Origin of the sequence: Bacillus pseudomycoides DSM 12442, assembly GCF_000161455.1 — a bacterium.
Lineage (GTDB): Bacteria > Bacillota > Bacilli > Bacillales > Bacillaceae_G > Bacillus_A > Bacillus_A pseudomycoides.
Map to the genome: position 1 here is coordinate 1,231,118 of NZ_CM000745.1, position 12,847 is coordinate 1,243,964.

15 protein-coding genes and 1 riboswitch are annotated in these 12,847 nt (G+C 33.8%); of the genes, 11 read left to right on the forward strand and 4 right to left on the reverse strand.

What is annotated here, in order from left to right; translation table 11 throughout:
- Positions 1–61: 61 nt before the first annotated feature.
- Positions 62–685 (forward strand): cyclic di-AMP binding protein CbpA, encoded by a 624-nt coding sequence (gene cbpA, locus BPMYX0001_RS06060; protein ID WP_018764164.1) that lies wholly within the window; start codon positions 62–64, stop codon positions 683–685.
- 41 nt (positions 686–726) lie between these two features.
- Here the strand turns inward: cbpA and BPMYX0001_RS06065 are convergent, their stop codons facing one another.
- Positions 727–1,494 carry a divergent polysaccharide deacetylase family protein gene (locus tag BPMYX0001_RS06065; protein ID WP_006094099.1) on the reverse strand — a complete coding sequence of 256 codons (768 nt, stop codon included), beginning with the start codon at positions 1,492–1,494 and terminating at the stop codon, positions 727–729.
- Between the two features lie 552 nt (positions 1,495–2,046).
- Here BPMYX0001_RS06065 and BPMYX0001_RS06070 point away from each other — a divergent pair.
- Positions 2,047–2,328, forward strand: coding sequence for an aspartyl-phosphate phosphatase Spo0E family protein (locus BPMYX0001_RS06070; protein WP_006094100.1), 282 nt, complete (start codon positions 2,047–2,049; stop codon positions 2,326–2,328).
- A gap of 29 nt (positions 2,329–2,357) precedes the next feature.
- On the opposite strand, the gene BPMYX0001_RS06075 is transcribed toward BPMYX0001_RS06070, so the two are convergent.
- Positions 2,358–3,854 (reverse strand): DUF3149 domain-containing protein, encoded by a 1,497-nt coding sequence (locus BPMYX0001_RS06075; RefSeq protein WP_018764165.1) that lies wholly within the window; start codon positions 3,852–3,854, stop codon positions 2,358–2,360.
- A gap of 238 nt (positions 3,855–4,092) precedes the next feature.
- Between BPMYX0001_RS06075 and BPMYX0001_RS06080 the strand changes: the two genes are divergently transcribed.
- The 4 genes from BPMYX0001_RS06080 (at position 4,093) to BPMYX0001_RS33835 (ending at position 8,011) form a co-directional block, all read left to right on the forward strand.
- The gene (locus BPMYX0001_RS06080; protein WP_006094102.1) at positions 4,093–4,539 is read left to right on the forward strand and encodes a MarR family winged helix-turn-helix transcriptional regulator; all 447 of its coding nucleotides are present in this window, start codon (positions 4,093–4,095) and stop codon (positions 4,537–4,539) included.
- Between the two features lie 712 nt (positions 4,540–5,251).
- Positions 5,252–6,946: a M3 family oligoendopeptidase gene (locus tag BPMYX0001_RS06085; RefSeq protein WP_003196081.1), complete on the forward strand. Its 1,695-nt coding sequence runs from the start codon at positions 5,252–5,254 to the stop codon at positions 6,944–6,946.
- A 138-nt stretch (positions 6,947–7,084) separates the two neighbouring features.
- Positions 7,085–7,618: a DinB family protein gene (locus tag BPMYX0001_RS06090; protein WP_006094103.1), complete on the forward strand. Its 534-nt coding sequence runs from the start codon at positions 7,085–7,087 to the stop codon at positions 7,616–7,618.
- A 276-nt stretch (positions 7,619–7,894) separates the two neighbouring features.
- Positions 7,895–8,011: a DUF6254 family protein gene (locus BPMYX0001_RS33835; protein ID WP_000018497.1), complete on the forward strand. Its 117-nt coding sequence runs from the start codon at positions 7,895–7,897 to the stop codon at positions 8,009–8,011.
- An 8-nt stretch (positions 8,012–8,019) separates the two neighbouring features.
- On the opposite strand, the gene BPMYX0001_RS06100 is transcribed toward BPMYX0001_RS33835, so the two are convergent.
- Complete coding sequence (locus BPMYX0001_RS06100; RefSeq protein ID WP_026008420.1) at positions 8,020–9,228, reverse strand: ATP-binding protein; 1,209 nt, start codon at positions 9,226–9,228, stop codon at positions 8,020–8,022.
- A gap of 420 nt (positions 9,229–9,648) precedes the next feature.
- A riboswitch (PreQ1 riboswitch) is annotated at positions 9,649–9,692 on the forward strand.
- Between the two features lie 93 nt (positions 9,693–9,785).
- On the opposite strand from BPMYX0001_RS06100, the gene queC reads away from it, so the two are divergent.
- The 4 genes from queC to queF are packed head-to-tail and all read left to right on the forward strand — an operon-like array spanning position 9,786 to position 12,177.
- The gene (gene queC, locus BPMYX0001_RS06105; protein ID WP_018764167.1) at positions 9,786–10,448 is read left to right on the forward strand and encodes a 7-cyano-7-deazaguanine synthase QueC; all 663 of its coding nucleotides are present in this window, start codon (positions 9,786–9,788) and stop codon (positions 10,446–10,448) included.
- Positions 10,448–10,942 carry a 6-carboxytetrahydropterin synthase QueD gene (gene queD, locus BPMYX0001_RS06110; protein WP_003196086.1) on the forward strand — a complete coding sequence of 165 codons (495 nt, stop codon included), beginning with the start codon at positions 10,448–10,450 and terminating at the stop codon, positions 10,940–10,942. Before queC ends, queD begins: the two co-directional genes overlap by 1 nt.
- Positions 10,935–11,651 (forward strand): 7-carboxy-7-deazaguanine synthase QueE, encoded by a 717-nt coding sequence (queE, locus tag BPMYX0001_RS06115; protein ID WP_018764168.1) that lies wholly within the window; start codon positions 10,935–10,937, stop codon positions 11,649–11,651. The genes queD and queE overlap by 8 nt, the downstream gene beginning before the upstream one ends.
- A gap of 28 nt (positions 11,652–11,679) precedes the next feature.
- On the forward strand, positions 11,680–12,177 hold the full coding sequence (gene queF / locus BPMYX0001_RS06120; RefSeq protein ID WP_003196088.1) for a preQ(1) synthase: 498 nt from the start codon (positions 11,680–11,682) through the stop codon (positions 12,175–12,177).
- A 48-nt stretch (positions 12,178–12,225) separates the two neighbouring features.
- Here queF and BPMYX0001_RS06125 read toward each other — a convergent pair whose 3' ends face one another.
- Positions 12,226–12,411, reverse strand: coding sequence for a YkvS family protein (locus tag BPMYX0001_RS06125; protein ID WP_003196089.1), 186 nt, complete (start codon positions 12,409–12,411; stop codon positions 12,226–12,228).
- A 232-nt stretch (positions 12,412–12,643) separates the two neighbouring features.
- Between BPMYX0001_RS06125 and BPMYX0001_RS32975 the strand changes: the two genes are divergently transcribed.
- Positions 12,644–12,802, forward strand: a complete 159-nt coding sequence (locus tag BPMYX0001_RS32975) for a hypothetical protein (protein WP_003196090.1) — start codon at positions 12,644–12,646, stop codon at positions 12,800–12,802.
- Positions 12,803–12,847: the final 45 nt, after the last annotated feature.

Genomic DNA, 12,847 nt, shown 5'->3' on the forward strand with positions numbered 1-12,847 from the left:
TAAAATATGGGTCTCCTTATTATATATAGATTACATGTCGTCATGTGAGGAGGAACGTATTTTGCGAGTTAAATATCATTTTCTGCCGAAACAACAGGTGACATTTTGTAAGGATAATGATTCGGGGGAACAGGCGTTAAAAATTATGGACGTGAAGGGATATAGAGCAATCCCTGTACTTGCAGAAGATGAGAAGAGATTTAAAGGGATCATTTATAAAGTAGATATTTTAGAACGTAAATGTAATGAGGGTTTAGAAGATGTATGTGTGAAAGATATTATGGAAGATAAATCTGCATTTATTTTTGAAAAGGATTCTTTTTTTCGAGCCTTTTATGTAATTAGGCGTCTTCCATTTTTAGCTGTATTGAATGAGTACAATGAATTTGTTGGCATTTTAACACATTCTAATATATTTGATGTCATTGAAGATTCATTTGGGATGCAAACGGGTGGTTATATAATAACAATCGCAACGCAAGATTGTAAGGGGACAATTAAGGAGTTAGGAACGTTGCTCAGGTCTTATCATATTGGTGGATTATTTACATTGGACAATGGTGATCAATATATTCGTCGTGTTATTGTGAACATTACAGATGACTTAAGTGAAAAAGCATTAGAATCATTAATTGCAAAAATAGAGAAAAAAGGATTTCGCGTGAGTCATGTAGATTATATATAAGGTAGTAGTATGAAAAATAGAGAGCAGCATATAGCTGCTCTCTATTTTTGTTTGGAGACAGGTGGTGGTGAGAGGACAAGGTCGGATAAGAAAATAAAGTCTGCATGTTCACGTACTTTAGGAATGGTGGACTCAATAACACGAGAAGTAATTTCCCCAGGAGGGCCGACATGACCAATTGCTACTACGACAGGTTTTTCTTTAATTTTTTGTAGAAGTAACTGTGCTTGCTTTGTAATATGAGATGATGTATAAACATCATCAAAGAATAATTGATTTTCTACAATAGGAACTCCTAATTCCTTTCCGATTTTTGGTACTACGCTATTGGGATTTGTTTTACTATCTAAATAAAATAGGCCATGTTTTTTACATACTGATAGTATGATTCGCATAATTCTTTCATCAGCTGTTACTTTAGAACCCATATGATTATTCATCCCAATTGCATGTGGTACTTCTTGAATCGCTTGTTCGACCCGACTTTCAATTTCATGATCACTTAAATCAGTTGTAATGGCTTTAGGACCAAGCCATTCTTTTTTTCCTTTAATAGGCTCCATTGGCATATGAATAATAACTTCATGCCCTTTTTGATGTGCAGCTACTGCATCTTGTTTTGTAGATGGAAGAAAGGGCATAACAGCTACAGTAAGTGGAATGGGAAGTGATAACATCCTTTCAGTTCCCTTCATATTATTTCCAAAGTCGTCGATTACAATGGCAACTTTATTTGTATGGGCATACGTTTGAAAAGGAAAAATGACAGTAGATAATAAAATGAAAAAAATAATGATATGTTTACGCATATAAAAAATTCCTTTCTGAATGGGTGATTTGTTATAAATAAAGCTTTATCAAATTTCTAGTTAGTGAAACAAATTAGATATGTAATTTGCATGAACTGCACTAAAATCCTGATTGGTAAGTGCTAATAATCAGTGGGAATGAAGAAAGTTCGTACTGATTAAGGTTTACCTTTATAGAAAATTTATCTTTTTTAATAAAATAAGGTACTGTATTTGTGAAGATGGAAACGCAAATCTATAATTATGATTTGCGTTTTTTACATAAATTAAACGAGAAAAATGTCGAAGTACTGGAAATCAAAAATGTAAAAGTAGAGTTTATTTGTCGTTTGGAAAAAATACCATGAAAAAAATGTCTATTATTGCGAATGTATTTACAAAGATAGAATAATTTGTAATAATTCTCAAAGTGAGGATAAAGATTTGTAAATTACAGGGAGAAAATGTTAGAATTTCTGAGTATTCTAATTCGGTTACAATATACATTTGTAGTCTGAATGTATGGAGTGAAAATGAAGTAGAGAGTATGGAAGAATAATGAGGGGGATATGGATGTTTACAGCAAAACGGGAGTACACAATGGAAAAACTTTCGCGTGATATTCATATGAAGCGTGAAGAAATGATTCATTTAGGTTTAACAAACGGATTAAACAGTACTGAAACAATTCAAGTGAGTCAAGAATTGGACAAGCTTATTGTACAGTATCAACGATATAAAGAACAAAAAACACCAAGATGGTTCGCATTTATGAAGGTACCCTTTTTTCAAATAGAATATGAAGGAAAATCAAGTGCTTTTTGGAAAATGTTTGTGACTGCTTTTATGAAATAAACATAATTACCCTCCGCAGAGAAGGATAATTATGCTGAATCTAATGGAAGCTTTATATGAACTGTGGTTCCTTTATTTTTTGTGCTATCAATCACAATTTGTCCATCATACATTTCTATAATTCGTTTGCATATGACAAGACCAAGACCTGTTCCGGTATCTTTACTGGTAAAGAACGGATGAAAGAGGTGTTTTTGAATATGCTTTGGAATACCCTTTCCTGTGTCAATAATGTGTAATTGTGCGTGCTCTTTATTACTGGTTACCTGAATTGTTAATACATCACCAGATGACATAGCTTCAATTGCATTTTTTGTAATATTTAAAACCACTTGTTTCATATGATCTTTTGAACAACGGATATGAACAGGATGGTCTGGTAACTGCAAGGTGAATATAATATTATGCAAATTTGCTTCGGATCGAATAATTAATGAGACCTCTTTGATAATATCCCTTACATCATACTTTTTTTCGATAATCGCTGTTGGTTTACCAAGAATAAGAAATTCGCTAACAATTTCATTGATACGTTTTATTTCTTGTTCGATAACAGAAAAATAAAATTGGTCTTGTTCTTGTATATGTTTTTCCTTTAAGAGTGCTACAAGACCTTTAATTCCAGTAAGTGGATTACGGATTTCATGAGCTGTACTAGCTGCAAAAGTACCAACTAATTCAATTTTTTGTATTTCATTTTGTTGTCTCTCCAATCTTGTTTGTCGTTTCAGCAAAATATATTGAACGAGTAAAAATAAAATTGTCATTAAAAATAAAGTAACCATACATTCTACCGCAACGGTTTTGTATAAAGTTGTTTTATGAATAGGTAATGGAGAAACAGCAACTTTCCATTTTAATTTTGGTAGTGGAGTAGAAATTTTGTTTGTATGTTGCCCAGTTGGTTCGTTATTATCATCTGTTAAAAAGACTACATCATGCTCATCGGTTACTTCAAAATGATATTGTGGTTTAATAGCATTTAAAGCAGACGATATATAATCAAAGCGTAAACTAGCCAACAATAAACCAGAAATTTGTTTGTGTTTTGTAAAAATGGGTGTGGCAATCATAATAGCTTGGTGTCCAAGAACCCGATCTGTAATGACAGATGATACAGTTGTTTTTTTTGATTTAAAAGCTTCTGCTATATAATACCGATCTGCAACCTGAATTGGTGTTGTTAAACCTTTTGATGCTACAGTAATTAGGCCGTTTTTATTTGTATAATATAATCCAGAAAAACGCTCGTCTTTTTCATCGGTATCGTGTAATATTTGCTGAATTCCGTTTGTATTTTCTGTTTCTGTATTTACGACCATAGCAAGCATCTCTAAGGCGGAAATTGCTTCGCCAATACGGTGATCTAAGTAGTCCTTATATAAAAATAAAACAGTATGAGCAGCTTGTTTGTTTTCCTGTTGCATTTGGTAGGTGTGATAAGAATAGAAAGTTGCACCGATTCCCAGTGTCGGTAATATAACAAGCAGTATATAAAAAGTTATGCTTCGTAATTTTCCATTCAAGATTGCTACTCCTTTTTTTTATTATCATTATATATAAACTGTGTTAAAATTGTCATGTTTTTATTTCATGTGTGAAAGTTAGTACTTAGCATGTGGGAAAGAGTAAAAATGAGAAATGATTGAGCGATCATTCGGAGACAAAGATGAACCATTGATAGCTATTTTGCTTTATGGAAAAACTTTTTATTTGGTAGATTGTCTCGAATTTTTGTGAATTTAAGTGAAGGGTTGAAATCGTATGAAGTTGAATGATGAGAGGGAAGAGATTTCTCAATCTTTGAAATTGTTTATTGCATTATCGCGTGTGCACCACTTTGTTATGGATGCTACAAATAAATCAATACAAAGTAACAGACTAAATCCAACTGAGTTTGCTGTATTAGAATTGATATATCATAAAGGTAGTCAGCCGCTTCAACAAATTGGAGAGCGTATTTTAATTGCAAGTGGAAGTATTACGTATGTTGTTGATAAGTTAGAAAAAAAGGGGCTTGTGAAACGAATTCCATGCCCGAATGATCGCCGTGTTATATATGCACAGTTAACAGGAGAAGGAGAGACCTTCATCGCTTCTATTTTTCCAAAGCATGAAAAAGTTATACAGGATTCCTTTGGAATGTTAACAAAAGATGAGAAAAATGAGCTGTTATCTTTGCTTAAAAAAGTTGGGAAATATGAAAAGTGATAGAAAACCTTTCTTTTTTGATGGGAGAGCGCGACCGGCCATGCGTAGAAGCGGCCAGATCCTTTTTCAGCCCCATGCCAAGTGAAAACAAAAGGAGAAAATGAGTAGTAATTTCCTTTTGTTGTTCATAGCCATGACTTTATGTGTTGGAAGTTAACAAAGGGTTATCTCGCAAAGTCCCGAGTAGTGATGGGAATTTCAATTTATATAAGTACAAATTGAAAAAACGGCAGAAAACCTTTCTTTTTTTGATGAGAGAGAGCGACTGGCCATGCGTAGAAGCGGCCAGATCCTTTACCTGCTCCATGCCAAGTGGAAACAAAGAGAGGAAAAGAGTGCAGGTCATCTTTTGTTATTCATAGTAGCGATTTATATGTCGAAAAATCAAAATGGTTTTATATAACATGTTAAAAAAGCTTTCGATGTAAAATGGTCAAAGGCTTTTTTGATTATCCCGCTATTTACGGGCAGAAAAACCTCTTCCTCAAGATTCAGAGAGAAGCGAGAAAGATAGGTGAGGGTTTGAAGGATAAAGAAAAAACTCACGGATGGAAGTTTCATTTTATATAGGTAGTAATTTCATTCACCGTTCTACAAGAAGTATGGATGGAATGTTACAGTTTCTAATGGATTCTGTTGAAGAATAAAAGGAGATTCAGAAAAGGAAATGGAATTATAGTAAGGGTACATATAATTGAGAGGAGGCATATTCATGTCATTTAAGAACTATGAATATACACGCCCAAATACGGAAGAGTTGCAAGAAAAATTCACTGTAGCTTTAGAACAGTTTGAGAATGTAAAGACGATAGAAGAGCAAAAGCAAGTAATTGGTGTAATTAATGAGATTCGCAATGATTTTGGTACAATGGGAAATATTTGTTATATCCGCCATTCTGTTGATACAACGGATCCCTTTTATAAGGAAGAACAAGATTTTTTTGATGAGTATTCTCCGATTGTACAAGGCTATGTAACGAAATATTATAAAGCATTGATGAATTCTCCGTTTCGTGATGAACTGGAGGCTTATTATGGGAAACAATTATTTGCTTTAGCAGAATGTAATTCAAAAACATATTCAGATGAGGTTGTGAAAGATTTACAATTAGAAAATAAATTATCTTCGCAATATACACAACTTTTAGCGGCTGCAAAAATTGATTTTGAAGGAGAAGAGAGAACATTATCACAACTTGGACCTTTTATGCAACATACGGATAGAGATATGCGTAAAAGAGCAAGTGAAGCTTATTATGGTTTTTTAGAAGAGCATGAAGAAGAGTTAGACAGTATTTATGATGAACTTGTAAAAGTAAGAACGAAGATTGCGAAAACACTTGGTTTTAAAAACTTTGTTGAACTTGGATATGCAAGAATGTATCGCACAGATTATAATGCGGAAATGGTTGCCAATTATCGTAAACAAGTACTAGATTACATCGTTCCAGTTGCGACAGAATTACGAAAAAGGCAGCAAGCACGCATTGGTGTAGAAAAGCTTGCTTACTATGATGAGAATTTTGAATATGCAACAGGTAATCCGACTCCAAAGGGAGATGCAGAGTGGATTATTAATCATGGGAAGACAATGTATAAAGAATTATCAAAAGAAACAGATGAGTTCTTCAACTTTATGTTAGATAATGAATTATTAGATTTAGTTGCGAAAAAAGGAAAAGCTGGTGGCGGTTATTGTACATACATTGAAAATTATAAAGCTCCGTTTATTTTCTCGAACTTTAATGGAACATCAGGTGATATTGATGTGTTAACACACGAGGCAGGTCATGCGTTTCAAGTATATGAGAGTCGGAAGTTTGAAATTCCAGAGTACAATTGGCCAACGTACGAAGCGTGTGAAATTCATTCTATGAGTATGGAATTTTTCACGTGGCCATGGATGAAATTATTCTTTGAGGAAGATACGGATAAATATTATTTCTCTCATTTAAGTTCAGCACTTCTATTTTTACCATACGGTGTATCTGTTGATGAATATCAACATTATGTATATGAAAATCCGGAAGCATCTCCAGAGGATCGCAAAGCGGCATGGCGTAATATTGAGAGAAAGTACTTACCACATCGAGACTATGAAGACAATGATTATTTAGAACGTGGTGGTTTCTGGCAGCGTCAAGGGCATATTTATAGCTCACCTTTCTACTATATTGATTATACATTAGCTCAAATTTGCGCACTGCAATTTTGGAAGCGAGCAAGAGACAATAGACAAGAAGCGTGGGAAGACTATGTGAACCTTTGTCAAAAGGGTGGAAGTCAATCCTTCTTACAATTAGTAGAAATTGCGAATTTGACATCTCCATTTACAGATGGGTGTGTGCAAGGCGTAATCACTGAGATTCAAACGTGGTTACATGCAGTGGATGACACAAAATTGTAAAAATCAACCTTGTTTTTTTCACATTTTGTAATCGACACATTCATAAAACAATGAGATAATATAAGAAAATTCAGATTTATTTAAAGGTGTTTCTAAGTTGGAAACACCTTTTTTTACCAAAAAAGAGGGGGGAGAATTATGCTTCAATCTAATATGAATATTAGTTTGGAAACTTTGCTGCAATCGTTACAATCTACAAGAAACACACTATTATCAGAAATTGAGATGTTAAATGATACGGAAGTGAATGTAAAACCGCGCCGTGATAAATGGAGTATCATTCAAATTATGCATCATCTACACCTAATTGAACAATCTGTCACTTCATCCCTTGTGTATGCTTTACAGAAAAAAGACAAAAAAGTAGTTCCACTCAAAGATCTCCAACTTACTCTTGATCGAACATATAAACGAGAAGCACCTCAACAAATGCAACCAACAGAAACATTAATGAAAAGACAACAAGGAATTCAATTACTCGAACATTCACGCGCAGAATTATTGCATACGCTGCATAGTATTATAGACGAAAAAGAATTGTTCGAAAATTCGTTAAAACATCCTGTGTTTCAGGAGCTTAATCTATATCAATGGATTCAATTCCTTGATTTACATGAACAACGCCATCTTACACAGTTAAAAGAAGCAAAATATGCGATTTTGCAAAGGTAAAGAAAAATTCCCATTTACATGGGAACTATATTGAATAAATAAGAAGAAGCGAGGTAGTAATTATCTCGCTTCTTCTTATTTATCCCTGCTTTTCGAGGGTAGTAATATCCACTCCTTAAGATGCAGAAAAAGAAGATGGGTAGGGGATAAACCACTTATAAAATCCTAATTAATGAGGACTAATTATTAGTGGAGGATGAAGAAACTGGATTGATGCATATTTTTATCTTTTATTTTGGAATAATACATAAAGAGAACATAGAAGGAGTTGAAAGCATGTCACACAAAAAGAAAGAGCAAGAGCGTAGTTGGAAGGCACGAAAAGAAAATCAAAAACCGCATGGGAAAGTAAAGACTTTTGCGGAACTTGTTGATGAAACGGAAAAAACGTGATGATTCCATCACGTTTTTTGTATGAGTGGGAAAGTTAATAGAAAGGTTGTACCAATGTCTTTTTCACTTGAAATATCGATTTTTCCACCCATTGCTTTTACGATGCTGAATACGACCATCATCCCAAGTCCAGTGCCTTTTTCTTTCGTTGAATAGAAGGGAGAACCAAGACGTTTCAGTTGTTCTAGATCCATGCCAATACCAGTATCTTTTATGGCTAACTGTATCTGTGTATGACTCGGTATTAATGTGAGAATAAGATCTCCCCCTTTTGGCATGGCTTCAATACAATTTTTTAAAATGTTTAATAAGCATTGGTTAAATTTTTGTTTTTCTCCAGAAATACAAAAGATGTTGCTTTGCTTTGTGTAAGTTATACGAACATTTGTCAAATTAGCTAGTGGAGTAATGAGAGATACAGCACGAAGTAATTCATCTTCGATTTGTAATACTTGTTCTTTTTCTATACTTGGTTTTGCAAATGTTAGATAATCTGTGAGTACGTGATTTGCTTGTTCAATACCACGTATAGCAATTTCTGTATATAATTTTCGATCTTCTTCAGAGCATTCTTCGGATTGTAGGAGTTGTAAAAAACCTTTCGTTGAAGTTAAAGGATTACGAACTTCATGAGAGATAGAGGCAGCCATTTCTCCGATTAGGTGAAATTTTTCAGCGTTAATTAGTTCTTCTTGTAGGCGTATTTGTAATTGTAGTACGTTTAGTAAATAAAGAATAAGAATGGTACCAATGATGGTACATAATTCATACACAATAATATGAGGGAGGTAATATTCAGTGCTAGGAACTTCAGCAAGGAAAAAAGGAATCCAGCTAAATACGTATACAAAACTATATAAAATAGCAAGTACTACTTTTATATGATTGCTCCCTCTTTGAAAGAGTCTGTATGTGGCAAGGAGAATAATATATAAGCAAATGGAAGCTATAATAGATGGAAAAACTCCTATGCCTCCTAACAAAAAACGGTATATGTTTAATACAGCTAAAATCGATCCACCAGCAATAGGACCTCCTGTTAACGTACCGACAATTAATACAATATGACGCATATCAAATTGAAATCCATTATCCATCCTTGCTGCAAAAGAAATACAAAGAATTGTTGCAGCACTGCAAAATAATATAAATACGGTTGAATTTAACTTAGGTGAATGTTTCCCTTTTTGATTCCAAAATGAGTGATACATTAGCATCATAACGAGGATGGATAATATGTTTAAAAAGAGATAAATAATAAAGAGTTTCAGGTTTATCTCCTCCCTATTCTCATATGTATGGTGTTATATAAGTACAAATTGAAAAACCGACATAAAACCTTTCTTTTTAGGTGAGAGAGCATCCGGCCATGCATAGAAGCAGTCAGCGCCTCTTTCTGCCCCATGCAAAGTGAAAACAAAGAGAGAAAATAAGTAGCGGTCACCTTTTGTTCTTTATAGCAGCGACTTATATGTTGGGAAATCAAAATGGATTTATATAAGTATAATCATACTATTAAAATACAAGAAAATGAATCTTAAACTTACAAAAAAGACAGAAAAATCAGATGTTTTTCTGGATATGTGCAGTATGTTACAATATGTGTTGTTAATGAAAGAAGAAATTCCATGTATAACATGGGAGAGGTTCGCGAACTCCCTCTATAAAAAACTATGGAAACAACAATATCCTTAGGTATTGTTTTGTTTTTTTATTGTGACAGTTCAAGAACGTTCTTTCTTCTTATTCGTAGTAGAGAAGGAGAATGAGTGAGATGAAAAAAGAAAAAGCAGTTGTCGTTTTTAGTGGTGGCCAGGATAGTACAACATGTTTATTTTGGGCAATGCAGCAGTTCGCAGAAGTTGAAGCTGTGACATTTAATTATAATCAACGTCATAAGTTAGAAATCGACTGTGCAGCTGATATTGCGAAAGAGTTAGGAATTAAACATACAGTACTTGACATGAGCCTATTAAATCAACTTGCTCCAAATGCGTTAACGAGAACGGATATGGAGATTACACATGAAGAAGGTGAATTGCCATCAACATTTGTAGATGGACGAAATTTACTATTCTTATCATTTGCAGCTGTGCTAGCAAAACAAGTTGGAGCACGTCATATTGTAACGGGCGTATGTGAAACAGATTTTAGCGGTTACCCTGATTGTCGTGATGTATTTGTGAAATCGTTAAACGTTACTTTAAATTTATCTATGGATTATCCATTTGTTATTCATACACCACTTATGTGGATTGATAAAGCAGAAACATGGAAATTGTCAGACGAACTTGGCGCATTTGAGTTTGTTAGAGAAAAAACATTAACATGTTATAACGGAATAATCGGTGATGGCTGCGGTGAATGTCCAGCTTGTAAACTTCGTAAAGCAGGTTTAGATACGTATTTACAAGAACGCGAAGGAGCGAACGCATAATGGAACAGAATTTTTTTGGATTTCGCATTGTAGAAAATTTACAAAAAGTGGACAAGGACATTCAACGTGAACAACTGAAATATCATAATAAACGAGTGATGGTAAGTAAGGAATTTACATTTGATGCAGCGCATCATTTGCACTGTTATGAGGGGAAATGTAAAAATTTACATGGTCACACATACAAAGTTGTTTTTGGAATTAGTGGATATGTAAATGAGATTGGACTTGCTATTGACTTTGGAGATATAAAAGAAATTTGGAAAAATGAAATAGAAATTTATTTGGATCATCGTTATTTAAATGAAACATTACCAGCGATGAATACGACAGCTGAAAATATGGTCGTTTGGATATATGAGAAGATGGCAGAGGCACTTACAAAAGAAGACCGTGCAAATGAATATAAAGGAGCACGGGTTGAATTTGTTCGTCTATTTGAAACACCAACAAGTTATGCAGAAGTAAGACGGGAGTGGATGATCGGTGAGTAAAATTCCTGTTCTGGAAATTTTTGGGCCGACCATTCAAGGTGAAGGAATGGTTGTTGGACAAAAGACGATGTTCATTCGTACAGCAGGTTGTGACTATAGTTGCGCGTGGTGCGATTCGTCCTTTACATGGGATGGATCAGCGAAAGAACAAATTCGGCAAATGACTCCCGAAGAGATATGGAGTGAGCTTGTAGAAATTGGTGGAGAAAATTTTTCACATGTAACGATTTCAGGTGGGAATCCAGTGTTGTTGAAAAATATAGATGATTTTCTGTCTTTATTACAAGAAAAACAAATTCGCACCGCCATTGAGACGCAAGGAAGTAAATGGCAGGAATGGTTGCTTCATATTGACGAAATAACAATTTCGCCAAAGCCCCCAAGCTCACAGATGAAAACTGATTTTATTATGCTGGATTCTGTTATTGAAAGATTAGCAGGAAAAGATTTTAGCTTAAAAGTCGTTGTATTTGATGATCACGATTTTGAATATGCGATAAAAGTGCATGAGCGTTATCCGCATGTACCGTTTTTCTTACAAGTTGGAAATGATGATACGAAAACAGTGGATGATGCAATTCTTATTAGGAATTTACTACAAAAATATGAATGGCTCATTGAAAAAGCTGTTCATTGCAAAGAAATGAATGACGCAAAAGTATTACCTCAGCTTCACGCGTTAGTGTGGGGAAATAAACGAGGCGTATAAGGAATCGAATTGAAGGGATGTATGAAAAATGGCAGGAAGATTAGATGAAGATTTAAAAGATGTAACGTTACTTGGAAACCAAAATACAAAATATTTATTTGAATATAGCCCAAAAATTTTAGAGACATTTGATAATAATCATCCAAACCGTGATTATTTTGTAAAGTTCAACTGTCCTGAATTTACAAGCTTATGTCCAAAAACAGGACAACCAGATTTTGCAACGATCTATATTAGTTATATTCCAGAGCAAAAAATGGTAGAGAGTAAATCATTAAAATTGTATTTATTTAGTTTCCGTAACCATGGAGATTTTCATGAAGATTGTATGAATGTCATTATGAATGATTTAATCAAATTAATGGATCCACGTTATATTGAAGTGTGGGGGAAATTCACACCACGTGGTGGTATCTCGATTGATCCATATTGTAACTATGGTCGTCCTGGTACAAAATATGAAAAAATGGCAGAATATCGCATGATGAATCACGATTTATATCCTGAAACAATCGATAATCGTTAATGAAAAAGGATCTGTATGATACATGCAGATCCTTTTTTTTCTATTATATTACGCATGTTGATTGATAACTGTATAGTTTTTGTGATTTACAACTGTAAGAGGTTCCATATCTAGTTCTCTAAAATTCTCCATGATTGTTATATCGACAATAACGGAGTTTTTATTTACTTTTTGAACACGGCCTTGCATTCCACCTTTAAATTCGATAATATCTCCAGTTTCTGCGGTTTTCATAAGCAACTCTCCTTGTTACAGTTTTACCAAAAAAAGAACAATGTTGTTCTTTTTTATTTCCCTTTATTTTGAACTATATTCCCCTGTTTGTAAATGTTTCCATGATAAAATTTCAAAAAATAGTCATTTTTCATAAGAAATGTATAAAGTATTTTTCTATTTTAGGAGAGGGAATTGATAAAAAAGTGCTTATATCAGTATATAGGGGTATAATAAACTGGGGGCGGTAAAAATGTTGTTTAAAATTGTTGGAAGTTTTATAATGATCCTTTTATTCTTATTTTCATATAAACAATTAAAAATAATTCGTATCCATGAAACAGATACATATTTTGATGGATTAGATGGTATGCATGCTTCTGTCACTCATGAGAGCGGTGCGGATATGTAAGGAAGTATGACTTTCTCTTTCTCCATGGTATGATGATAATAAGAA